Below are 21,970 nucleotides of genomic sequence, written 5' to 3'. Positions count from 1 at the left end.
GCCGACCCCAAGCGGTCGACTTAGGTTACCCTAACCGAAGTGAGGCTAGCCTTGCCTACTTGCGGACCACATCTTGACAGACTGTCGAGAACATGTCGACACTCTGTCAGGATCTTCTCGGCGGTCGCAGCGCCGCGTCCCGCCACCGCAACGCCCGCCACCCGCCCGCCCACCGCCCCACCCGGGAGCCGCGCCATGACCGTCCTGACCCGTCCCGACCTCGACGCTCCGCTGTCCACCGTGATGCGGGAGGGCTCGCAGGCCGAGCACGCCGCGGCGGAGGGCTCGTCCTTCATGGCCGAGCTGCTGGCCGGCCGCGTGAACGAGGCGGGGTACGCCGCCTACCTGCTGCGCCTGCGCCAGGTCTACGTCGCGATCGAGGAGACCGTCCACGCCCACGCGCACGACCCGGCCGTGGCGGCGGTCCTCGACACCGACCTCGAGCGCCTCGCGGCGATCGACGCCGACCTCGAGCACTGGGCGCCGGGCGGGGCGCGGACCGTGGACAGCGCCGCCGCCACCGCGTACGCCGACCGCGTGCGCGCCGGCGCCGCCTGGGCCCCGCTGCTGGTCGCCCACCACTACACGCGCTACCTCGGCGACCTGTCGGGCGGCCAGGCGATCGGCCGCATCCTGTCGCGGGCCTTCGACCTCGAGGCGGGCGCCGGCACCGCGTTCTACGCCTTCCCGGCGATCCCCAAGCCGAAGCCGTACAAGGACGCCTACCGCGCCCGGCTCGACGCCCTCGACCTGACCGTCGAGGAGAAGCAGCGGGTCGTCGACGAGGTCCGGGTCGCCTTCGACCTCAACCAGGCGCTCTTCCGCGAGCTGGGCGCCGACCTCGCGTCGTACCGGCGCTGACGCGCGCCCGCCCCTAGGGTGGGCGCTGTGCGCGTACTCGTCACCGGCTCGGCCGGGAGCATCGGTCGGGTGGTGGTGAACGGTCTGACCGCGGCCGGCCACGACGTCGTGGGCGCGGACCGCGCCCCGGAGCCCGAGGGCTGGACGCTGCCCTGGCACACGCTGGAGTGCGCGGACGCCGACGCGGTGCTCGCCGCCTTCGACGCCCAGGCCGAGGCCGGCGCCCCCGTGGAGGCCGTGGTCCACCTCGCGGGGAACCCGGACGAGGACGGCCTCGTCGAGGCCCTCACCTCCCACACGACGACCACCGCCGCGCTCCTCGACGCGATGCGGGCCCACCGGGTCGACCGGATCGTCTACGCGTCGTCGAACCACGCCGTCGGGCGCACGCCGCACGGCTCCTACTCCCCCGCCGACCCGCTGCCCGTGACGACGCCGCCGCGCCCCGACACGTTCTACGGCGTCGCGAAGGTCGCGGCCGAGGCCGTGCTGGCGCTCTACGCCGACCGGTACGGCATCGACGCGGTGGCGTGCCGCATCGGCTCGTTCCTCGAGGAGCCGGCCACCCGCCGCAACCTCGCGACGTGGCTCTCCCCCGACGACTGCGTGCGCATGGTGCTCGCCGCCCTCACCGCACCGGCCCCCGGCTTCGCCGTGCTGTACGGCGTGTCCGCCAACACCCGCGGCTGGTGGGACCTCGCGCCCGGACGGGCCCTGGGCTACGAGCCCCTCGACGACGCCGAGGCGTGGGCCGAGCGCATCGGTGCCCGGGCCGACGACGCCGTCGAGGACGCCCACGTCGGTGGGCCCTTCGCGACCGAGGCGTTCTACCGCCCCGCGCTCTGACGTCCCGGCGCTCGTCGACGGGCTCGACGTGGGCGGCCGAGCATGCCGAGACTCCTCGGGTGAGCGAGACGCCCCCCCCTTCCCCTTCACCGTCACGTGGCACGGCGAGGCGCCGGAGCAGTACGAGTCGGCGGACGAGCTCGCGAGCGACCTCGACCTCTACAGCGACGGACCCTGCGACGCCGCCGAGGACCAGCCCGATGTCCGCGACGCCGTCGGCCGGCGGGTGCGTGTCGCGACCGATGCGAGCCTGGATCTGCTCCTCGCCGTGCGCGTCCCCGACGACTACGACGCGAACGGCCTGTACGTCATCGAGGCCGCCACCGCGGGCGGGACTGTCTGGGTCGAGCAGTACGCCGGGACGGCCCACCGCTGCTACTGGCCGGCCGATCGGCGCGCGGAGCCGGCGCACTGGAGCCGGGCCGCCGTGGTGCCAGCCGGTGCGGACGCCCGTGGACCTGTCGACTTCCGTGTCTTCGCCGACGCCTGGCACCAGGCCCGCCGCGCGCCGCAGCCCTAGCCCTGGCCCAGCCCGTGGGCCCCGCCGGTCACCGGGTGGGCGTCGAGCCGCGTGACCGCGGTCCGGGCTCGTCCGCACTCATCGGTCGGATCGCGCGAACAGGCTCGAAGCCCTCGCCGGTCTCGACGTGCGCGACGTAGGCGCCGTCGGCGGAGCGAGTCACCGCCACCTCGCCGACGCTGAGGACCCCCCACCCCGCGAACGGGATCCGGGGTCCGGTGCGTCGTCCTCCCCGGCAGTGGCGCGGGTCAGCGCGGCGGCATGCCGTCACCGCACAACACCCCTGAGGAGTCCGGACGCGGGAATCCGAGGCCACCGGGCGTGCCGGTGTTGGCGCACACCGCTGCGGAGTGAGCGGCGCGCCACTGCGCCTACGACGAGCGGTGGATCTGGGGGCGGGCATACCGCCGTCGCAGTACGCGACAACACCGCGCTGGGGCGACGCGCTAGACGCCCTTCGGGACAGACGATCGGAACGCACCTGCTGCTCCGTCCTGTCTCGTCTCGAAAGGCTCACTTCATGTCGACGTTCCTCGCCAGCTTGGGGCGCTTCAGCGCCCGCCACCGGATGGTGGTGGTGACCGCCTGGCTTGCCCTGTTCCTCGGGCTCGCCGGCGTCATCGCCGCGAACGGGATGGGGGAGACCGCCGAGGACACCATCCCGGACTCCCGCGCCTCCCAGGCACTGGCGGTGATGGGCGAACACTTCCCCTCGGAGCAGCCTGCCGAGGACGCGCAGGAGCTCCAGCTGGTCTTCGCACCCGAGACGGGCTCGGTCGCGGACCCCGCCGTCGCCGAGGAGATCCAGGGTCTGCTGGACGAGGCGAGCGCCTTGCCCGGCCTGGAGTCCATCACCAACCCGCTCGACCCCGAGAACCCCTACATCTCCCCCGACGGGAGCACGGCGGTCTCGACGCTGACCTACGTCGGGCTGGACGAGGAGCAGCAGGAACCCTCGTACGAGGCGGCGCTCGAGCTGCAGGAGTCCGCCCCGGACGAGCTGGGCGTCGAGCTCGGCGGCAACCTGGTGGCGCTCGGCTCGGAGCAGGGCATCGGCGAGATCATCGGTGTGCTCGCCGCGTTCCTCGTCCTCCTCGTCACCTTCGGCTCGCTCCGTGCGGCCGGCGCCAACCTGTTCGTCGCCGCGTTCGGCGTCGGGGTCGGCCTGATCGGCACCTTCGCCTACGGCGCCCTGACCCCCATCGGCGGCAACACGATCGTCCTGGCCTCCATGCTCGGACTGGCGGTCGGCATCGACTACGGGCTCCTCGTCCTCTCCCGCTTCCAGCACGAGCTACGAGGCGGTCGAACGGTCGAGGACGCCGTCGCCCGCGCCACGGGTACGGCCGGCACCGCCGTGGTCTTCGCCGGCGCCACCGTGATCGTGGCGCTGGTTGCGCTGGTCGTGGCCGACATCGGCTTCGTCACCGAGATGGGCTTCGCCGCCGCGTTCGCCGTACTGACCGCGGTTCTGCTGTCGGTCACCCTGCTTCCGGTGCTCCTGAGGACGATGGGCATGAAGGCCCTGTCGAAGAAGCACCGCCGCGAGATCGCCGAGGGGCTGCGCTACACCGACGACGACGCACGCACCGGCGGTTTCCTGCGCAGCTGGGGCACGGGCGTCGTGAAGCACCCGGTCGTGTCCCTGGTGGCCGGCACCGTCGTCCTGGCGATCGTGGCCATCCCGTTCCTGAGCATGAAGACGGCGTTCTCCGTCCCCGGTGGTGCCGACCCGGAGTCGACCGAGCGGGCCGCCTACAACTTGATCCTCGACGAGTTCGACGGTGTCCAGAGCCCCGTCATCGTGCTGGCCGAGGGCGAGGACGTGGCGAGCAGCGCCGACGACCTGGAGCGGGAGCTCGCTGCTCTGCCTGCCGTCACCTCCACGACCCCGGTCGAGATCAGCGCCGACGGCCAGTTCGCCCGCATCACGCTGATCCCCGAAGGCGGGCCGATCGACGACTCGACGAAGGAACTGGTCCAGGACATCCGTGACCGCGACGACACGCTGGTCGAGGGGCTGACCCTCGAGCCGACGGGTGAGGCCGCCATCGGCATCGACCAGGGCGACGCGCTCAACGAGGCGCTCATCAAGTACGTGATCGTCATCGTGCTGATCTCGATGGCGCTGCTGGTCCTCATGTTCCGGTCGATCCTGATCCCCGTGGTCGCGACCGCGGGCTACCTGCTCTCGCTGCTGGCCTCCTTCGGTGCCAGCACCGCCATCTTCCAGTGGGGCTGGGAGTTCCCGCTGGTGCGGGCCGCTCAGGGCGACCCCATGATGAGCCTGCTCCCGATCCTCCTCGTCGGGGTCCTGTTCGGTCTGGCCATGGACTACCAGGTCTTCCTGGTCTCCCGGATCAAGGAGATGCACGACCAGGGCCTGCCGGCCAGGGAGGCGATCATCGAGGGCTTCGCGCGAGCCGCCCCGGTGCTCGTCGCCGCGGCGACGATCATGACGGTGGTCTTCGCGGGATTCGCCTCGGCGACCTTCGCCATCGCTGCATCCATCGGGTTCGGGCTCATGGTCGGAGTGATCGCCGACGCGTTCATCGTCCGGATGATCCTCATGCCGGCCGCGATGACCCTGCTGGGCGAGTCCGCGTGGTGGCTGCCCAAGTGGCTCGACAAGCTCCTCCCGGTGATCGACACCGAGGGTCACACGCTGGACCACCCGTCCCACCGCGAGCCCGAGGTCGCGAACGCCTGACCCACCCGTGGTCGTGGGGTCGTGGGGTCGTCGCTGTCCGGCGACGACCGCGCGACCCACGTTCCCGTGGGCGAGACCGACACCGGTGCGCGGCGACCACCATCCCTGCGGCACGATCGCGGACACAGCCAGCCCGAGAGTCAGGAACACGATGGACACCGACACGATCACCGGTGGAGGGCCCCGGCTTCGCCCCGCGCTCCGCGGCCGGTGGTCGCACGGGTACGGGTGGCGGCACCTGCCGCTGACCGCCAGCACCCTGGTCGTCATGCTCGTCGCGGTGTGGCACCGAGAGGGTCACCTCGAGAGTCCCGGGCCCGCGCTCCTCGTGTTCACCGCGCTGCAGTGGCTCCCGCTGACCGTCCGCACGGTGTGGCCGGTCCCGGTGCTGGGCGCCACCACGGCCGCGTCGGCCGCGCAGCTGGTCCTCATCCCCCAGCTGGACGAGGACTGGGAATCAGCAGTCGGCATGGCGGTCTTCCAACCGGTCCCGGTTGCCGTCATGGTCGCGGCGTTCACCGTCGGGCTGCGGGCACCGCGTCGTACCGCCTGGGTCGCCGGGGCCACCGCTGCCGCGGTGCTGCCCCTGCTCGCCCTGGGGACCCACCCGGCCGAGGACTACCTCTGGACGCACCTGGTCATGGTCAACCTCGTCCTCGACGGAACCGTCGCCGGCGTCCTCGTTGCCGCGCGCCGGGAGCGCACCGTCCGGGAGCAGGCAGAGCAGGTTGAGCAGACGCGTCGCGAGGTCGAGGCCGAGCGGCTCCGGATCGCCCGGGAGCTCCACGACGTGCTCGCCCACCACCTCACCCTGGTCAACGCCCAGGCCTCCGTGGCCGACTACCTGGTCCGCACCGATCCCGACGCCGCGGCCCAGGCACTGCGCGGGCTGGCCAAGCACACCCGACAGGCACTCGACGAGGTCCGCGCCACCGTCGGCCTGCTCCGCCAGGCCCCCGAGGCGACCGAGGCGGCCGCCGGCACCGCAGGCGGGCCGGGCGCGCCTCCGACCGAGAGCGGCAGCGCGCCACCCCTGCCCACGCTCGACCAGCTGCCCGAGCTGGTCACCGCCGTCAGCGCCGCCGGGGCCACCGTCGACCTGCGGGTCCACGGGACTCGGACGGCGCTCTCACCGCGAGGGGAGCTCGCTGCCTACCGCCTCGTCCAGGAAGCGCTCACCAACGCCCGGAAGCACGCTCCCGGCACGAAGATCACGATCACGTTGGACTGGGACGCGGACCACGTCCGCGTCCGGGTCCACAACCCTGCGCCGCCAGCACGACCCGGCTCGCCCGCTCCCACCGGCGGGCACGGACTGGTGGGAATGGCTGAGCGCGTCAAGGCGGCCGGGGGGACCCTCGACCTACGACGCCCGGGTGACGGCTTCACGGTCACCGCGGTCCTGCCGACGGAACCCATCGACCCCCCGTTCTCGCCCACGCCGCTCGACAGGACGGAGACCCCGTGACCATCCGCGTGCTGCTGGCCGACGACCAGGCGCTGCTGCGCGGCACCTTCCGGCTGCTGATCGACTCCGCGCCCGGCTTCGAGGTGGCCGGAGAAGCGGCGACCGGTGCGGAGGCGATCGCACGTGTCCGCAGCGACCGCGCCGACGTCGTGCTCATGGACATCCGGATGCCGGAGATGGACGGCATCGAGGCCACCCGTCACATCACGGCAGACGACGACCTCGCCGGTGTCAAGGTGCTGGTGCTCACCACCTTCGAGACCGAGGAGCTCGTCGTCGAGGCGCTTCGTGCCGGGGCCTCGGGCTTCCTCGGCAAGGGAGTCGAGCCCCGGGTGCTGCTCGATGCCATCCGCACCGTCGCGGCTGGGGACTCCCTCCTGTCCCCCGCCGCGACCACCGCTCTCATCGAACGGTTGCTCGCCCAGGCACCGCCGATCCCGACGCACGCGCCGACCGGGACCGACCCCCTGACCGCCCGCGAGCGCGAGATCACCACCCTCGTCGGTCATGGACTGTCCAACGACGAGATCGCCGACCGGCTCGTCATCAGCCCCGCGACCGCCAAGACCCACGTCAACCGCGCGATGGCGAAGGTCGGAGCCCGCGACCGCGCCCAGCTGGTGGTCCACGCGTACGAGACCGGACTCGTCAAGCCGAGGTCCAGCTGAGGGCCGGACGGCGCAGCGAGAGGCGCTGTGCGCACTGCATCCCCGCCTGACCACCTCGGTCGCCGCCCACGGAACGAGGAGCACGCCGGCACCACCGGCCGGGGCACCGATGAGAACGGGCACCGGCAGCCGTCTGAGTACGGACCGATGACCGCGCGCGGCGCATCAAGGGAGAGCAAGGATGAGACCACTTCGATACTCCATCAACGTCACGCTCGACGGCTCGGTCTCTCACGAGGCGGGCCTCCCGCCGGACGAGGAGTCGATGCGCTACTGGACCGCTCAGATGGAGCGAGCCGACGCGCTGCTGCTCGGCCGGGTGACCTACCAGATGATGGAGTCGGCGTGGCGGCGTCCGGCCTCGGGCACGTGGCCCGACTGGATGGCGGAGTGGGAGATCCCGTTCGCCGAGGCCATCGATCGGGCGAGGAAGTACGTCGTGTCGAGCACGCTGGACGAGGTCGACTGGAACGCCCAGCTGGTGCGAGGCGACGTGGGGCAGGCCGTCCAGCGGCTCAAGCAGGAGCCCGGCGAGGGCCTGTGGGTGGGCGGCGTGACGCTGCCCGTGGCGCTGGCGGACCTGGGGCTCGTCGACGAGTACGAGCTCGTCGTGCAGCCGGTCCTGGCCGGGCACGGGCCGACCTTGCTCGCCGGTCTGCGCGAGCGCATTCGGCTCGAGCTCGTGGACCGCCACGAGTTCCCCTCAGGGGCGGTGGCCGTGCGCTACCGGCCCACGCGAGCCACGGATCGACGCGGGAGATCCTGACGCGGGCAGCGGCCTCCCGTCTGCGGCGGCGCAGCACCACCACGAGGTCGTCATCCGCAGCGATGGCCTGGTGCGGGCCCAGCGGCGGCAGTTCCGCTCCCACCGCGGTTCGCCCGAGGCGACGTCGAGGGGCGACGAGCCTCGTCACCGTGTCGCCCCACCGGGGAGGCGCCGCACTGGCGCCACGCCGACAGCAACGGGTTCGAAGCACCCGTCGCTCGTGGACCTGATCCTGGCGAGGACAGCGCCACGTCCTTTCACTCGTGCCAGCAGGGCTCGCTCTGCCAGGCGTCCAGCTGGTCCACCGGGGCGACCGCGGTCTCGCCGGTGGACGTCAGGTACAGGAACTCGCCCCGGTCGAGCTCCGTCCAGGTCGACACCCGCCCGTCCGGCCCGTCGAGGGACCTCTTGTTCGAGTAGGTCCAGCCGTTGACCACCCAGGACACGTCCCGACCGAACACGACGTCCGCCGGGACCCGGAGCGGCCAGGAGCTGCCGTCGACGACCTCACCGGGTGCGTCGACGACGGCCAGGTCCTGGGCGTCGTGCTCCGCGGGCAGGTCGGCGACGTCGCCCGTCTCCTCGTCGTCCGTGTCGTCGTCGCCCGTGCGGTCGTGGGGCCGCGCGTCGAGGGTGAGGCCGTCGACCGGCTCGGAGCCCTCGCAGATCTTGACGTGCGCGACGTAGGTGTCGTCGTCCGCACGGATGACGGCCACCTCACCGACGCTCGGCACACCGCACCCGCCGAGCGCGACCGCCACCACCGCACCGACGGCGAGCAGCCGTGCCCAGGAGGTCCGGCCCACCCGTGCATCCCAGCACCACGACCCTGGGTCCACGGCGTCACCGTCCCCGTGGCGAGGACGCAGCGCCCCGCGCGTCAGCTGCTGCCCGCCAGAGCCTCGGCGCGGTGGCCGCCACGACGGCACCGAAGGCCGCCTGCAGGATCAGGCCCCACGATCCTAACCCGGTGGTCGTCGCGAGGACGGTCGCGTTGACTGCGACGTCGGAGACCATGATCGCGACCCCCAGGACCACGCCCGAGCGCCTCCGCAGCGCGGTCAGCACGGCGGCGACCGGGTCCAGCACGGTGAGCGACACCCAGTACGCACGAACTCCGATCGGGAACCCGGCGTACACGTCCCGCCCGCCGTCGACCAGGTCGACGACGTGGGTCGTCGTACCGACGAGGAAGCCGGCGACCCAGACCAGGCGGACGACGCGGGTCAGCACGCCCGCAGCGTACGGCGACGACCGGGCGGCCGCGCGACACTCACCCCTTGACCTCGAGCGCACTCGAAGGTCGACACTGGGCCGGTGAGCGCCCTGCCGGAGACCAGCCCGTCGTACTCGATCGCCGAGGCGGCCGCCCTGAGCGGCCTGACCACCCACACGCTGCGCTACTACGAGCGCGACGGCCTCCTGCTCGCGCCCGTCGGGCGGGCCAGCACGGGGCACCGGCGCTACGACGTCGAGGATCTGCGGTGGATCGAGATGGTCACCCGGCTGCGCTCGACGGGGATGCCCGTGCGGGAGGTGCGGCGGTACGCCGACCTGGTGCGCGCGGGCGACGGCAACGAGGCCGAGCGGCTCGAGCTGCTGCGCGAGCACCGTCGTGCGGTGCTGCAGCAGCTCGCCGAGACCACCGAGCACCTGGGCGCCATCGACCGGAAGATCGGCATCTACACCGACCGGCTGCGCCAGGACGCTTGACCTCGAGCGCGCTCGAAGGTCTTCACTGGAGGACATGAGCGAGAACAGCACCCCGTCCACCACCACGCTGGGCACCGCGGCGCCCCTGACCGTCTCCGCCCTCGGCCTGGGCTGCATGGGCATGTCGGAGTTCTACGGCACCGGCGACGAGGCCGAGGCGACGCGGACCATCCACCGCGCGCTCGACCTCGGCGTCACCTTTCTCGACACCGCGGACATGTACGGCCCCTTCACCAACGAGACGCTCGTCGGGGCGGCCCTGGCCTCCGCGCCCCAGCCGCGCGACGTCGTGCAGCTGGCCACGAAGTTCGGCAACGAGCGGCTCCCCGACGGCACCCGGGTCGGCGTCAACGGCCGCCCCGAGTACGTGCGCGCCGCCTGCGACGCCTCCCTGCAGCGCCTCGGCGTCGACCACATCGACCTCTACTACCAGCACCGCGTCGACTTCTCCGTGCCGATCGAGGAGACCGTCGGCGCGATGAAGGAGCTCGTCGAGGCCGGCAAGGTCCGCTTCCTCGGCCTCTCCGAGGCCGGCCCCGAGACCATCCGCCGGGCTCACACCGTGCACCCGATCACCGCGCTGCAGACCGAGTACTCGCTGTTCACCCGCGACCTCGAGGACGCGGTCTGGCCGGTCCTCGCCGAGCTCGGCATCGGCCTCGTGCCCTACTCCCCCCTCGGCCGCGGCCTGCTGACCGGCACCATCGCGCGCCCCGACGACCTGCCGGCCGACGACTCCCGCCGCTCGGCCTACTTCCCGCGCTTCGCCGACGGCGCGCTCGAGGCCAACCTCGTGCTCGTCGCCCGCCTGCGGGAGGTGGCGGAGCGCCTCGGCTGCACCCCGGGCCAGCTCGCGCTCGCCTGGGTGCTCGCCCGCTCCGGCCCCGAGGTCGGCGTGGCGCCCATCCCGGGCACCAAGCGGGTCCGCTACCTCGAGGAGAACGCCGCCGCCCTCGCCGTGGACCTCACCCCGGACCTCGTCGCCGAGCTCGAGGCCGCCGTGCCGCGCGACGCCGTCGTGGGCGAGCGGTACGGCGACATGTCCACCATCGACGCCTGACGGCTCAGGCCGCGCCGGGCCCCGCGTCGGGCCCCGCGTCGGGCCCCGCGAGGCACCCGAGCAGCCCCCGGCGGCAGCCCTCCATCATCCGGTGGTGGTTCCAGCGCAGCAGCGGGTCCGCGAGGCGCACGAGCGGGGTCGGCACCCGGCCGGGCCGCCCGGCGAGGTCGACCTCCTGGTGGTAGTCGACCCGGCAGCCGGGGCCCCCGCCGACCGCGGCCTCCGGGGTGAGCGCGAACCGCGCCTCGCCCCGGAGGTCCCCGTCGACGTCGACGGCGAGCAGGTCGGGCTCGCGGACGCGGGCGTGCAGGTGCAACCGCAGCTCGTAGGGCAGGGTCGAGCGCGCGACGACGTCCGCGGCGTCGGGGCCGAGCGCGACGACGGCACGCACCTGCGGCCACCACGCGGCGTACCCCTCCACGTCGCCGAGGACCGCGGCCACCCGGTCGGGGGCGTGCGGCAGGTGCCAGCGCTCGGTGAACACGTAGGCGGCCACCGGCTCAGCCCTCCCCGCGGGGGCGGAGCGCCGGGCGCCTCTGCCACGTCGTCAGCAGCGGCCGGTAGCCCGCCGAGGCCCAGAAGGGCGCCGACCACGGGCTGACCCCGGCGTGGTGGAGCAGGAGCGCGGCCCAGCCCTCGTCGACGGCGCGGGCGTGCGCGGTCGCGGCGAGCACCCGGCCGAGGCCGGCCGAGCGGTGGGCGGGGTCGACGTACGCCCCCACGAGGTAGCCGGCCGGGGCGAGCCAGGTGGCGCCGGTGGCCCACGACGCGGGCTCGGGCGGGTTGACCTGGCAGAAGGCCAGCGGGACGCCGTCGACCTCCGCGACCCACGTCCAGCCCTCGTCACGCGCGAGCGCCTCCGCGAGCTCGGGGGCCAGCGAGGCCCGCGCGTCGGGACGCTCGGGCACGGAGCCGAACCGGGTCTCCCACCGGTGCAGGTCGAGGGTCCGCTCGAGCAGCCACGGCACGTCGGCCTCCCCCGCGGTCCGGACGACGACCCCGTCGGGCGGGGTCCGCCACTGCGGCGGGTCCGGACGGTCGAGGGTGCGCAGGGCCAGCACGGAGGCGGGGCCGAAGTGGCGGTGCACGAGGGGCGCCACCAGCTCCGTGTCGCGGCTCGCCAGCGTCACCGAGGCCGCGGTCTCGTCGTCGCTGGCGGCCGGGTCGTCGGCCAGCTCCGCGAGCCAGTCGTCGAGCACCCGCCCCCAGGCCGCGTCGCCGGGGGCTGCGGCGCGCACGTGCAGCGCGTGGCTGCGCCGGGCGACCCACAGCGAGTCGGTGGTCGTGGTGGTGGCGACGGCGCCCACGCCGTCGTCGAGCAGCGCCCGCCCCTCCGGCAGCTCGGACACGCGCACCAGCGGGTCCACCTCCGCCAGTCGCGCCTCGTGGGCGGCCTGCAGGGCCGCGAGCTCGGGACCGGGTGTCGAGGAGCGCACCTCCCCATCCTGGCACCGGCTACCGTGCCGCCCATGACGTCTCCGCTGCCCACCGACCTCGCCGACCGGGCCCGGACCTGGATGGCCGAGGACCCCGACGAGGTCACCCGCGCCGAGCTCGCCGCCGTGCTCGAGGCCGCGGAGCAGGGGGACACGGCGGCCGCCGCCGACCTCGCGGACCGCTTCGACGGCACCCTCGAGTTCGGTACGGCGGGCCTGCGCGGCGCCCTGGGCGCGGGGCCCAACCGGATGAACCGCGTCGTCGTGCTGCGCGCCGCGGCGGGCCTCGCGGCCTACCTGCGGGCGAACGGCGCCGGCAACGAGGACTCGGTCGTCATCGGGTACGACGCGCGCCGCAACTCCGACGTCTTCGCGCGCGACACCGCCGAGGTCGTCACGGGCGCCGGCCTCAAGGCCCTCCTGCTGCCGCGCCCCCTGCCGACGCCGCTGCTGGCCTACGCGATCCGCGAGCTGGGCTGCGTCGCGGGCGTGATGGTGACGGCGAGCCACAACCCTCCCGAGGACAACGGCTACAAGGTCTACCTGGGCGACGGCTCGCAGATCGTGCCGCCCGCCGACAGCGGGATCGCGGCCGAGATCGACCGCGTCGGGGCGCTGGCGGACGTGCCGCGCGGCGGTCCCGGCCGGGTGCTCGACGACTCCGTGGTCGACCGCTACCTCGACACCGTCTCGGCGCTCGCCGACGACGGCCCCCGCGACCTGCGCATCGTCTACACGCCGCTGCACGGCGTGGGCGGCGTCCCGGTGCGTCAGGTGCTCGAGACCGCCGGCTTCGACGAGCCGTCGGTGGTGGAGGCGCAGGAGGAGCCGGACGGCGCGTTCCCGACGGTCGCGTTCCCCAACCCCGAGGAGCCGGGCGCCATGGACCTGGCCCTCGAGCTGGCCGTGCGGGTGGGCGCGGACCTCGTCGTGGCCAACGACCCCGACGCCGACCGCTGCGCCGCGGCCGTGCCCGTGCCCGGCTCGGCCTCCCCGTCGTGGCGGATGCTGCGCGGCGACGAGGTCGGCGCCCTGCTCGCCGCCCACCTGCTCTCGCGCGGCGCCGAGGGCGTCTTCGCCTGCTCGATCGTCTCCTCGTCGCTGCTGGGCAAGATCGCGGCCGCCGCCGGGCAGCCGCACGCGGAGACCCTCACGGGGTTCAAGTGGATCGGGCGCCTCGAGGGGCTCGCCTACGGCTACGAGGAGGCGCTGGGCTACTGCGTCGACCCGTCGTCGGTGCGCGACAAGGACGGCGTCTCCGCGCTGCTGATGCTCTGCGAGCTGGCCGCGGCGCTCAAGGCCGAGAGCCGCACCCTGCTCGACGCGCTCGACGACCTCGCCCGCACCCACGGGCTGCACGCGACCGACCAGCTCTCCGTGCGCGTGGCGGACCTCGCCGTCATCCGCGACGCGATGGCGCGCCTGCGCGCCAGCCCGCCCGCCGAGCTGGGCGGGCTGGCGGTCCTCGAGGCCACCGACCTGGCCCTCGGCACGCCGGAGCTGCCCCCCACCGACGGCCTGCGCTACCGGCTCGCCGACGGCGCGCGCGTCATCGTCCGCCCGAGCGGCACGGAGCCGAAGATCAAGTGCTACCTCGAGGTCGTCGTACCGGTCGAGGCGGGCGCCGAGGACGGCGTCGCGGCCGCCCGGATCGTCGCCACGCAGCGCCTCGACGCCCTGAAGCAGGGCGTGCGCGAGGCCGCCGGGCTCTGAGCGCCCGCCCGGCGGGGGCGGCGGCGCAGGCACCTATGCTGACCCGGTGACCGCCGAGACCCCCGCCGCGAGCCCCGCCGAGATCGCCCGCCTCATCGACCACACGCTGCTGAAGCCGGAGGCGACGCGCGCCGACGTCGACGCCCTCGTGGCCGAGGCCGCGGAGCTGGGCACCTACTCGGTCTGCGTCTCGCCCTCGATGCTCCCGCTCGAGGTGCCCGCCGGGCTCGCGGTCGCCGTCGTCTGCGGCTTCCCGAGCGGCAAGCACACGTCGACGATCAAGGCGGCCGAGGCGGCCGAGGCCGTCGCCAACGGCGCCGACGAGGTCGACATGGTCATCGACGTGGGTGCCGCGATCGAGGGCCGGTACGACGACGTGCGGGCCGACATCGCGGCCGTGCGTGCCGCCGTACCCGCCCCCACGGTGCTCAAGGTGATCATCGAGTCGGCGGCCCTGCCCGACGAGGCGATCGTCGCGGTCTGCCACGCGGCGGCGGGCGTCGGCGCGGACTTCGTGAAGACCTCCACCGGGTTCCACCCGGCCGGCGGGGCGTCGGAGCACGCCGTCCGGCTCATGGCCGAGACCGTCGGCCCGGGTGTCGGCGTCAAGGCCTCCGGCGGTGTCCGCACCCTCGAGCAGGCGCAGGCGATGGTCGCCGCGGGCGCGACGCGCCTCGGCGTCTCCGGCAGCCGCGCGCTGCTCGGCGGCGGCCCGTCCACCGGCTCCTACTGAGCCGACGACGACCAGCGACGACCGAGCCAGACCGCCCGAGACCGCCCGAGAACGGACCGGCCGCCCGTGACCACCGCTCCCCCGACCGCCCGGGTCGTCGTCCTCGCCGGCCCCTCCGGCTCGGGCAAGTCCCGCCTGGCCGAGCGGCTGGGCCTGCCCGTCCTGCGGCTCGACGACTTCTACCGCGACGGTGACGACCCGGCGCTGCCGCACATCACCGAGGGCGCGAACGCCGGCCTCGTCGACTGGGACCACCCCGACTCCTGGCTGCCGGACGACGCGATGGCGGCCCTGGAGGCCCTGTGCCGCGACGGACGGGCCGAGGTGCCGGTCTACGACATCGCCGCCAACGGGCGCACGGGCTCCCGGGTGCTCGACCTCGGCGGGTCGCCGCTGTTCGTGGCCGAGGGCATCTTCGCCGCCGACGTCATCGCGGCGTGCGCCGAGCGGGGGCTGCTCGCCGCGGCGTACTGCCTGACCCAGCCGCCCGCGGTGACCTTCTGGCGGCGCCTGACCCGCGACCTGCACGAGCGGCGCAAGCCGCCGCTGGTGCTGCTGCGCCGCGGCCTGGCCCTGGCCCGGGCGCAGCGCGACGTCGTCGCCCACGCGGTGGAGCGGGGCGCGACGCCGGCCTCCACGCACGACGCGTTCGCGGCGCTGCGCGACCTCGTCGCCGCCACCGACTCCCGCCCGCCGGCGGCCCGCTCCTCCCTCGGGGCGGCCCTGGAGCTGTTCCGCCAGCCCGACGGCACGACCTGCGGGTCCTGCTGCCTGGTGGCCGCCCATCTGCACCACTCCCCGGCGTACGCCGCCGCGGTCCTCGGCGACGCCGACCTCCTGCCCCGGCTGCACGCCGAGGCGCTCGCCGTGCAGCGGGTGACGGCCGGGGCCCGGCTCGCCGGCGAGACCCAGCTGCCGTGGCCGGCCCGGCTCGGTACGGCGCCCTGGGCCCTCGCGCGCCACCTGCGGCTGGTCTCGGGGCGACCGGGCACGACGTACGCCTGGACCCCGCGCGGGGTCGACTTCTGGGAGCGGATGACCGCGGCCGTCGACGCGGGCCACCCGGTGCCGCTCTACGTCGGCACCCGGCTGCTGCCGCGCCACGTCGTGCTGGTGCTCGACGTCGCCGACGACCACCTCGTGGCCTACCAGCCGGGGCGCGGCGGCACGGTGCGCGTCACCCGCGGGCAGGTCACGCGCAGCGAGGCGCGGGCGCTGGGGTGGCCGCACGTGTGGGGCGGCGTGCTGCCGACCCTCACCGCGGGCGGCGACCCCCGCCGGGCACCGGTACGACGCGCCCTCCCCCTGGCGCGCCGCCGGGCCGGCGTCACCGCAGTGCCGCGTAACCGGGCTTGACGACCTCGGTGATGAGCGCGTAGCGCTTGTCGTAGTGGGTGAACGCCGACTTCATGGCGTTCGTCGTCAGCCACTCGAGCCGGTCGAGGTCGAAGCCGAGCTCGGTGTGCAGCAGCCACATCTCGTCGGTCATCGACGTCCGGCTCATGAGCCGGTTGTCGGTGTTGACGGTGACCCGGAAGCGGAGGTCGGCGAGCAGGCCGATGGGGTGCTCCGCGATCGAGGGCGCGGCGCCCGTCTGCACGTTGGAACTGGGGCACATCTCGAGCGGGATGCGCTTGTCGCGCACGTAGCTGGCGAGGCGGCCCAGGCGCACCTGGCCGTCGGGACCGACCTCGACGTCGTCGATGATCCGGACGCCGTGGCCGAGCCGGTCGGCGCCGCACCACTGCAGGGCCTCCCAGATCGACGGCAGCCCGAACGCCTCGCCCGCGTGGATGGTGAAGTGCGCGTTCTCGCGGCGCAGGTACTCGAACGCGTCGAGGTGGCGGGTGGGCGGGTAGCCCGCCTCGGCGCCCGCGATGTCGAACCCGGTGACGCCCCGGTCGCGCCAGGCCACGGCGAGCTCGGCGATCTCGCGCGACATCGCCTGGTGGCGCATCGCGGTGAGGATCTGGCGCGCGACGATCGGTCGACCGGCCTCGGCGGCGAGCGCCATGCCCTCGTCGAAGCCGGCCTGCACCGCGGCGACCACGTCGTCGGGCGTCAGGCCCTGCTCGGTCATCAGCTCGGGTGCGTAGCGGACCTCGGCGTAGACGACGCCGTCCTCGGACAGGTCCTCGACGCACTCGCGGGCGATGCGCGTGATGGCGTCGCGGCGCTGCATCACGGCCACCGTGTGGCTGAAGGTCTCGAGGTAGCGCACGAGCGAGCCGGAGTCCGCCGACTCGGCGAACCAGTCCGCGAGCCCGGCGGGGTCGCCGGCCGGCAGCTCGTGGCCGATCTCGGCGGAGAGGTCGACGATCGTGGAGGGGCGCAGGCCGCCGTCGAGGTGGTCGTGGAGCAGCACCTTGGGGGCGCGACGCACCAGCTCCCGGGTCAGCGGGGCGGGGGCGGAGGGGGGTGTGGTCTCGGCCATGGCTCATCCTCTCAGCCGCTAGGGTCCCGAGCGGGAATCGACGCACCACCCCGCCAGCCCCCACCAGCCCCCACCAGCCCCCACCAGCCCGACAGGAGCCAGCATGCGCACGTTCACGACGCTCGACGAGGTCGCCGCCGCCGCCGGGGAGGAGCTCGGCACGTCGGAGTGGGTCACCATCGACCAGCAGCGGGTCGACACCTTCGCCGAGGCGACCGGGGACCACCAGTGGATCCACGTCGACGCCGAGCGCGCGGCCGCCGGCCCGTTCGGCGGCACCATCGCCCACGGCTACCTGACGCTGTCGCTCGTGCCGTGGCTCGGCAGCCTCGTCTTCTCGTTCGAGACGCCCGGCGCCAAGCTCAACTACGGCGTCAACAAGGTGCGGTACCCCCAGCCGCTGCTGGTGGGGCGCCGCGTGCGGGCGCACGTCGCGCTCGGCGACGTGGCCGACCTCCCGGCCGGCAAGCAGGCGCTCCTGCGCTACACGATCGAGATCGAGGGCGAGGCCAAGCCCGCGTGCGTCGCCGAGACCGTCGTGCTGCTGCTCCCCTGAGCCGGCTCTAGCAAAGTGCTATCACTCTGCTAGATTCTCCCCGAGGGCCGGCGAGGGACGCCGGCCGAGGAGGGGGACGACCATGGCGATCACCGAGGACGAGACGCGACTCGACATCGACGAGCGGCGCAGCCCGGCCGTCGGCGGTTGGCCCGTGCTGGGCCTGTTCGTGCTGATGCTGGCGGGCGGCACGGCCGCCCTGGTGGCCGGGCTCGTCCGGCTGACCGACGACCCGGGGGCCGCCGGCGCGCTGCTGACCGGCCTGGGCGTGCTGGTCCTGTTGGCCGCCCTCGTGGTGTCGACCGGCTTCGCGGTGGTGGCACCCGGGGAGACGCGCGTGGTGGTGTTCTTCGGCAACTACCTCGGCACGATCCGCCGGACGGGCCTCGCGTGGACGGTGCCGTTCACGCTGCGCCCGAAGGTGCCGGTGCGGGTGCTCAACTTCGAGACCGAGACGCTGAAGGTCAACGAGCGCAACGGCTCCCCCGTGCAGGTCTCCGCGATCGTCGTGTGGCAGGTGAAGGACACCGCGAAGGCCCACTTCGCCGTCGACGACTACCGCGACTTCATCGAGAGCCAGGCCGAGTCGGCGCTGCGCCAGGTCGTGGCCCGCCACCCCTAGACGGGGACCAGCATGAAGTGCTGGTGGACCATGCCGATGCCGGCGGCGAGCGCGTCGCCCGGCCCCGAGAACGAGACGGGCTCGCCGTCGAGCAGGATCCTGCCCTCGGTGGGCTCGAGCAGGCCGTAGAGCATGTTCATCAGGGTCGACTTGCCAGCACCGTTCTCGCCGAGCAGGCAGTGCACCTCCCCCGGCTCGACGACGAGGTCGATCGCGTCGTTCGCCGTGAAGGTGCCGAACCTCTTCGTGAGGCCGTGGATCTCGAGACGCATGGGGACTCCCGGGACAGCCGCAGGTCGGGGGGCCGCAGCACGCTGCGGCCCCCCGACCCACGGTCGTTGATCAGGTCGTGATCACTGGACGGTGGCGCGCCGCGCGCGCCACCCCCGTGTCACTCGTCGAGCTGGATCTCGCCGTCGATCAGCTGCTGGCGCAGGTCGTCGATCTCGCTCGCGGTCTCGTCGCTGACGTCCGCGCCGAACTCGGCCAGACCGACACCCTCGTTCTCGAGCGTACCGACGAAGACCTCGTTGGTGAACGTGTCGCTGGCGGACTCGTAGATCGCCGTCTCGACCGCCACGTCCATGCCCTTGACCACGGAGGTCAGCAGGATGTCACCGAACTCCGTCGACTCGGTGCCGTCGGTGTCGACCCAGATGCCCCAGGCGCCCGCGTCGCGCGCCGCCTGCAGCGCGCCGAGACCGGCCGGACCGGCCACGGGGAAGATGACGTCGGCGCCCTGGCCGATCAGCTGCTGCGCGATGGACTGACCGGCGGTCTGGTCCTCGAAGCTGTCGGTGAAGGAGTCCTGGCCGAGGACCTGGACGTCGGCGCCCTTCTCCTCGTTGTAGTACTCGACACCCTGGGCGAAGCCGTCCATGAAGTCGGTCACGGTCGGGATGTTCTGGCCGCCGAGCATGCCGACGACGCCGGACTCGGAGGTCGCGGCCGCCGTGTAGCCGGCGAGGAACGACGGGGAGAGCGTGTCGAAGACGAGACCCTTCACGTTCTCGCTCGGCGCGTCGTAGGCGAAGTCCACGATGGCGAAGTCGACCTCGGGGTTCTCCGCCGCCGCGGCGGCCGTCGCGTCACCGAGGAGGAAGCCGACCGTCGTGATCTGGTTGCAGCCCTCGTCGATGAGGCCCTGGATGTTGTCCGCGAACTGCGAGGGGTCGGTCGACTCGGCCTCGGCGGTCTGCACGCCGTAGATGTCGGCGGCGCTCTGCAGGCCCGCGTACGACGTCTCGTTGAACGACTGGTCGTCGAAGCCGCCGGAGTCGGACACCATGCAGGCCAGGAAGTCGGGGAACTGCTCGTCGGAGGCCTCGCGCGTCTCCGACGGCGAGGAGGACCCGCTCGAGTCCGAGCCACCCTCGTCCGCGCGCTCGCCGCAGGCGGTGAGGAGCAGGGTCAGCGACGCTCCGAGCACAGCGGCCATGCGAACATTTCTCTTCACGGGGTTGCCTCCTGGGCATCGGGCGCCCATCCGCTCGGGCGCGACCGTCGCACCCTAGTTCGTGGTGGTAGGCGGGGCGAACCGGTTGGCCGAGAATGGCCGCTTCGTTACCGGAGGGTGATGTTCCGGGGTCTGCGGGACGCCGGCAGAGCGGTCAGACGCTCGTCGGTCCGCCCACGGCGACGTCCGAGGTCAGGCGGAGGCGGCCGCGAGCGCCTCGACGGCGGTCTCGGCCAGCAGGGCGGCGCCGATGCCGATGGCCCGCTCGTCCACCACCAGGTCGCCCTGGTGCAGGTCGTAGGTGCGCCCGCCCGGCGTGCGGGTGCCCAGCCGCGCCAGGGCGCCCGGCACGTGCCGCAGGTACCACCCGAAGTCCTCGCCGCCGAGGCTCTGCACGGTCGCCACGGCGCCGTCCGGACCGAGGACCGTCAGTGCGGCCCGGCGCAGCACGGCGGTGGCGGCCGGGTCGTTGTCGACCGGCGGGACGCCCCGGGTGTAGTGCACGACCGCCTCCACGCCGTACGGCTCGGCCAGCTGACCCACGGCGCGGCGCACCACCTCCTCGGCGCTCGCCCACGCCTGGACGTCGAGCATCCGCACCGTGCCGGACATCCGGCCCTCGACGGGGATGACGTTCGGTGCCACGCCGGCCTCGACGTGGCCCCACACGACGCTCGCACCGGCCCGGGGGTCGATCCGGCGCGAGAGCACCGCCGGCAGCTCGGTGAGCAGCTTGCCCAGCGCGAAGGTCAGGTCCTCGGTGAGGTGCGGCCGCGAGCTGTGGCCGCCGCGTCCGCTGAGGTGGACGACGAGGGAGTCGGCCGCCCCGGTCACGGGCCCCTCCCGGAGCCCCACCTGGCCGACGTCGACGGAGGGGTCGCAGTGCAGCGCGAAGATCGAGACGACGTCCTCGAGCCCGCCGGCCGCCACGACCTCGAGCGCGCCGCCGGGCATGACCTCCTCGGCGGGCTGGAAGAACAGCCGCACCCGCCCGCGCAGCTCCCCGCGGTGGTGCAGCTCCTGCAGCGTCAGGGCCGCCCCGAGGAGCGCCGAGGTGTGCACGTCGTGCCCGCAGGCGTGCGCCACGCCCGTGACGGTGCTGGCCCACGGCAGGCCCGAGCGGTCCTCCAGGGGCAGGGCGTCGAGGTCGCCGCGCAGGGCGACCACGGGGCCCTCGGTGCCGACCTCGGCGATGACGCCCGTGCGGGACAGCCGCTCGTGGCGGATGCCGGCGGCGCTCAGGCGGTCGGTGACGAGCGTGGTCGTGCGCTGCTCGTTCCACGACAGCTCGGGGTGGGCGTGGATGTCCCGGCGCAGGGCCACCAGCTCGTCGGCGAGGGCCGTCAGGATCTGGGAGGTCGCGTGCACGAGGGCTGACCCTAGCGTCGCGCCCCTCAGGCGTCGTACGCCGCCAGGATCCGGTCGGCGGCGACGGTGGCCGGCAGGTCCCCCGCGAGGACGGCCGCGCGGACGTCCTCACGCACGGCACGGACCGCCGGGGAGTGCCGCAGCCGCTGCTCGAGCTCGTCGCGCACCAGCGCCCAGGTGAACTCCAGCTGCTGCTCGGCGCGCTTGCGCCGCAGGCCCTCGGGGCCGAGGTGGTCGCGGTGGCCGAGGACGCGCTGCCACAGGTCGTCGACGCCCACGTCGGTCAGGCCGGAGCACGTGACCACCGGGGGCGCCCACTCGTCGTGGCCGCGCACCAGGCGCAGCGCGCCGGCGAGCTCGCGCGCCGCGACGCGCGCCTCCTGCTCGCGGTCGCCGTCGGCCTTGTTGACCGCGATGACGTCGGCGATCTCGAGGATGCCCTTCTTGATGCCCTGCAGCTGGTCGCCGGTGCGGGCCAGCGTGAGGAACAGGAAGGTGTCGACCATCCCGGCCACGGTGATCTCCGACTGCCCGACGCCGACCGTCTCGACGAGCACCACGTCGTACCCCGCCGCCTCGAGCACCGCCATGGCCTGCACGGTCGCCCGGGCGACACCGCCGAGCGTCCCGGCGGACGGCGAGGGACGGATGAACGCGCCCGGGTCGGCGGCCAGGCGGCCCATGCGGGTCTTGTCCCCCAGCACCGACCCGCCGGTCCGCACGCTGGAGGGGTCGACGGCCAGCACGCCCACGCGGTGGCCCTCGGCGGTCAGCCGCGACCCCAGCGCCTCGATGAACGTCGACTTGCCCACCCCGGGCACGCCCGAGATCCCGACCCGCACGACGCCCGAGCCGCCTGGGCCGCCCGGGCCGCCCGAGTCCCCCGTGCCCGCGTCACCGGCGAGCGCGGTCAGCAGCTCGCGCGCCTGCTCGCGGTGCTGCGGGCGGGACGACTCCACGAGGGTGATCGCCCGGGACACCGCGGCGCGGCGTCCCGAGCGGATGCCCTCGAGCAGCTCCTCGACGGACGGCACGCCGGG

The 21,970-nt window shown here is 74.0% G+C and carries 22 protein-coding genes and 1 pseudogene; 14 read left to right on the top strand and 9 right to left on the bottom strand.

The window, feature by feature from the left end; all coding sequences use genetic code 11:
• The first annotated feature begins 195 nt into the window (after positions 1–195).
• The 7 genes from ACOACO_RS10085 to ACOACO_RS10055 all read left to right on the top strand — a co-directional run bounded on the left by ACOACO_RS10085 (position 196) and on the right by ACOACO_RS10055 (position 7,839).
• Positions 196–861: a heme oxygenase (biliverdin-producing) gene (locus ACOACO_RS10085; protein WP_420296090.1), complete on the top strand. Its 666-nt coding sequence runs from the start codon at positions 196–198 to the stop codon at positions 859–861.
• A gap of 27 nt (positions 862–888) precedes the next feature.
• The gene (locus ACOACO_RS10080) at positions 889–1,707 is read left to right on the top strand and encodes an NAD-dependent epimerase/dehydratase family protein (protein ID WP_420296089.1); all 819 of its coding nucleotides are present in this window, start codon (positions 889–891) and stop codon (positions 1,705–1,707) included.
• 28 nt (positions 1,708–1,735) lie between these two features.
• On the top strand, positions 1,736–2,227 hold the full coding sequence (locus ACOACO_RS10075; protein ID WP_420296088.1) for a hypothetical protein: 492 nt from the start codon (positions 1,736–1,738) through the stop codon (positions 2,225–2,227).
• Positions 2,228–2,747: 520 nt separating this feature from the next.
• On the top strand, positions 2,748–4,937 hold the full coding sequence (locus tag ACOACO_RS10070) for an MMPL family transporter (protein WP_420296087.1): 2,190 nt from the start codon (positions 2,748–2,750) through the stop codon (positions 4,935–4,937).
• 151 nt (positions 4,938–5,088) lie between these two features.
• Complete coding sequence (locus ACOACO_RS10065) at positions 5,089–6,405, top strand: sensor histidine kinase (protein WP_420296086.1); 1,317 nt, start codon at positions 5,089–5,091, stop codon at positions 6,403–6,405.
• Complete coding sequence (locus ACOACO_RS10060; RefSeq protein WP_420296085.1) at positions 6,402–7,073, top strand: response regulator; 672 nt, start codon at positions 6,402–6,404, stop codon at positions 7,071–7,073. The genes ACOACO_RS10065 and ACOACO_RS10060 overlap by 4 nt, the downstream gene beginning before the upstream one ends.
• A 181-nt stretch (positions 7,074–7,254) precedes the next feature.
• A complete protein-coding gene (locus ACOACO_RS10055) occupies positions 7,255–7,839 on the top strand; it encodes a dihydrofolate reductase family protein (RefSeq protein WP_420296084.1) in 585 nt (194 codons plus the stop codon).
• A 257-nt stretch (positions 7,840–8,096) separates the two neighbouring features.
• Here the strand turns inward: ACOACO_RS10055 and ACOACO_RS10050 are convergent, their stop codons facing one another.
• Positions 8,097–8,645, bottom strand: a complete 549-nt coding sequence (locus tag ACOACO_RS10050) for a hypothetical protein (RefSeq protein WP_420296083.1) — start codon at positions 8,643–8,645, stop codon at positions 8,097–8,099.
• 37 nt (positions 8,646–8,682) lie between these two features.
• Positions 8,683–9,072, bottom strand: a complete 390-nt coding sequence (locus tag ACOACO_RS10045) for a hypothetical protein (protein ID WP_420296082.1) — start codon at positions 9,070–9,072, stop codon at positions 8,683–8,685.
• An 84-nt stretch (positions 9,073–9,156) separates the two neighbouring features.
• On the opposite strand from ACOACO_RS10045, the gene ACOACO_RS10040 reads away from it, so the two are divergent.
• Positions 9,157–9,552 carry a MerR family transcriptional regulator gene (locus ACOACO_RS10040; RefSeq protein WP_420296081.1) on the top strand — a complete coding sequence of 132 codons (396 nt, stop codon included), beginning with the start codon at positions 9,157–9,159 and terminating at the stop codon, positions 9,550–9,552.
• A 34-nt stretch (positions 9,553–9,586) separates the two neighbouring features.
• Positions 9,587–10,612: an aldo/keto reductase gene (locus ACOACO_RS10035; RefSeq protein ID WP_420296080.1), complete on the top strand. Its 1,026-nt coding sequence runs from the start codon at positions 9,587–9,589 to the stop codon at positions 10,610–10,612.
• 4 nt (positions 10,613–10,616) lie between these two features.
• Here the strand turns inward: ACOACO_RS10035 and ACOACO_RS10030 are convergent, their stop codons facing one another.
• Both ACOACO_RS10030 and ACOACO_RS10025 read right to left on the bottom strand, forming a co-directional pair.
• A complete protein-coding gene (locus ACOACO_RS10030; RefSeq protein WP_420296079.1) occupies positions 10,617–11,108 on the bottom strand; it encodes an SRPBCC family protein in 492 nt (163 codons plus the stop codon).
• Between the two features lie 4 nt (positions 11,109–11,112).
• Positions 11,113–12,048, bottom strand: coding sequence for a GNAT family N-acetyltransferase (locus tag ACOACO_RS10025; RefSeq protein ID WP_420296078.1), 936 nt, complete (start codon positions 12,046–12,048; stop codon positions 11,113–11,115).
• A gap of 33 nt (positions 12,049–12,081) precedes the next feature.
• On the opposite strand from ACOACO_RS10025, the gene ACOACO_RS10020 reads away from it, so the two are divergent.
• The 3 genes from ACOACO_RS10020 to ACOACO_RS10010 all read left to right on the top strand — a co-directional run bounded on the left by ACOACO_RS10020 (position 12,082) and on the right by ACOACO_RS10010 (position 15,850).
• Positions 12,082–13,761: a phospho-sugar mutase gene (locus ACOACO_RS10020; protein ID WP_420296077.1), complete on the top strand. Its 1,680-nt coding sequence runs from the start codon at positions 12,082–12,084 to the stop codon at positions 13,759–13,761.
• A 46-nt stretch (positions 13,762–13,807) separates the two neighbouring features.
• A complete protein-coding gene (deoC, locus tag ACOACO_RS10015; RefSeq protein ID WP_420296076.1) occupies positions 13,808–14,494 on the top strand; it encodes a deoxyribose-phosphate aldolase in 687 nt (228 codons plus the stop codon).
• Between the two features lie 66 nt (positions 14,495–14,560).
• The gene (locus tag ACOACO_RS10010) at positions 14,561–15,850 is read left to right on the top strand and encodes a uridine kinase family protein (protein WP_420296075.1); all 1,290 of its coding nucleotides are present in this window, start codon (positions 14,561–14,563) and stop codon (positions 15,848–15,850) included.
• Here ACOACO_RS10010 and ACOACO_RS10005 read toward each other — a convergent pair.
• Entirely contained in the window at positions 15,822–16,928 is a 1,107-nt protein-coding gene (locus ACOACO_RS10005; RefSeq protein ID WP_420296074.1) for an adenosine deaminase, read from the bottom strand. The genes ACOACO_RS10010 and ACOACO_RS10005 overlap by 29 nt on opposite strands.
• 103 nt (positions 16,929–17,031) lie before the next feature.
• Between ACOACO_RS10005 and ACOACO_RS10000 the strand changes: the two genes are divergently transcribed.
• Together ACOACO_RS10000 and ACOACO_RS09995 are read left to right on the top strand one after the other, a co-directional pair.
• Positions 17,032–17,484: a MaoC family dehydratase gene (locus ACOACO_RS10000; protein WP_420296073.1), complete on the top strand. Its 453-nt coding sequence runs from the start codon at positions 17,032–17,034 to the stop codon at positions 17,482–17,484.
• Between the two features lie 82 nt (positions 17,485–17,566).
• Positions 17,567–18,106, top strand: a complete 540-nt coding sequence (locus ACOACO_RS09995) for an SPFH domain-containing protein (RefSeq protein ID WP_420296072.1) — start codon at positions 17,567–17,569, stop codon at positions 18,104–18,106.
• Here ACOACO_RS09995 and ACOACO_RS09990 read toward each other — a convergent pair.
• The 4 genes and pseudogenes from ACOACO_RS09990 to meaB all read right to left on the bottom strand — a co-directional run.
• Positions 18,106–18,378: pseudogene (locus ACOACO_RS09990) on the bottom strand (ATP-binding cassette domain-containing protein); the annotation flags it as partial. The gene ACOACO_RS09995 and the pseudogene ACOACO_RS09990 sit on opposite strands and share 1 nt — an antisense overlap.
• Before the next feature lie 119 nt (positions 18,379–18,497).
• Positions 18,498–19,544: a BMP family lipoprotein gene (locus tag ACOACO_RS09985; RefSeq protein ID WP_420296071.1), complete on the bottom strand. Its 1,047-nt coding sequence runs from the start codon at positions 19,542–19,544 to the stop codon at positions 18,498–18,500.
• Between the two features lie 210 nt (positions 19,545–19,754).
• Complete coding sequence (locus ACOACO_RS09980) at positions 19,755–20,930, bottom strand: amidohydrolase (RefSeq protein WP_420296070.1); 1,176 nt, start codon at positions 20,928–20,930, stop codon at positions 19,755–19,757.
• Positions 20,931–20,956: 26 nt separating this feature from the next.
• Entirely contained in the window at positions 20,957–21,964 is a 1,008-nt protein-coding gene (gene meaB / locus ACOACO_RS09975; protein WP_420296069.1) for a methylmalonyl Co-A mutase-associated GTPase MeaB, read from the bottom strand.
• Between the last annotated feature and the right edge of the window lie 6 nt (positions 21,965–21,970).

Origin of the sequence: Nocardioides sp. CPCC 205120, assembly GCF_048654585.1 — a bacterium.
Taxonomy (GTDB): Bacteria; Actinomycetota; Actinomycetes; order Propionibacteriales; family Nocardioidaceae; genus Nocardioides.
The sequence above is the reverse complement of the archived record's forward strand: the minus strand, read 5'-3'. Positions and strand labels throughout refer to the sequence as shown.

Coding starts and splice junctions, on each gene's coding strand:
- ACOACO_RS09985 (WP_420296071.1), bottom strand. CDS start 19,544: ATGGCCGCTGTGCTCGGAGCGTCGCTGACCCTGCTCCTCACCGCCTGC.
- ACOACO_RS10065 (WP_420296086.1), top strand. CDS start 5,089: ATGGACACCGACACGATCACCGGTGGAGGGCCCCGGCTTCGCCCCGCG.
- ACOACO_RS10055 (WP_420296084.1), top strand. CDS start 7,255: ATGAGACCACTTCGATACTCCATCAACGTCACGCTCGACGGCTCGGTC.
- ACOACO_RS10020 (WP_420296077.1), top strand. CDS start 12,082: ATGACGTCTCCGCTGCCCACCGACCTCGCCGACCGGGCCCGGACCTGG.
- ACOACO_RS10085 (WP_420296090.1), top strand. CDS start 196: ATGACCGTCCTGACCCGTCCCGACCTCGACGCTCCGCTGTCCACCGTG.
- ACOACO_RS10000 (WP_420296073.1), top strand. CDS start 17,032: ATGCGCACGTTCACGACGCTCGACGAGGTCGCCGCCGCCGCCGGGGAG.
- ACOACO_RS10035 (WP_420296080.1), top strand. CDS start 9,587: ATGAGCGAGAACAGCACCCCGTCCACCACCACGCTGGGCACCGCGGCG.
- ACOACO_RS10005 (WP_420296074.1), bottom strand. CDS start 16,928: ATGGCCGAGACCACACCCCCCTCCGCCCCCGCCCCGCTGACCCGGGAG.
- ACOACO_RS10070 (WP_420296087.1), top strand. CDS start 2,748: ATGTCGACGTTCCTCGCCAGCTTGGGGCGCTTCAGCGCCCGCCACCGG.
- ACOACO_RS09995 (WP_420296072.1), top strand. CDS start 17,567: ATGGCGATCACCGAGGACGAGACGCGACTCGACATCGACGAGCGGCGC.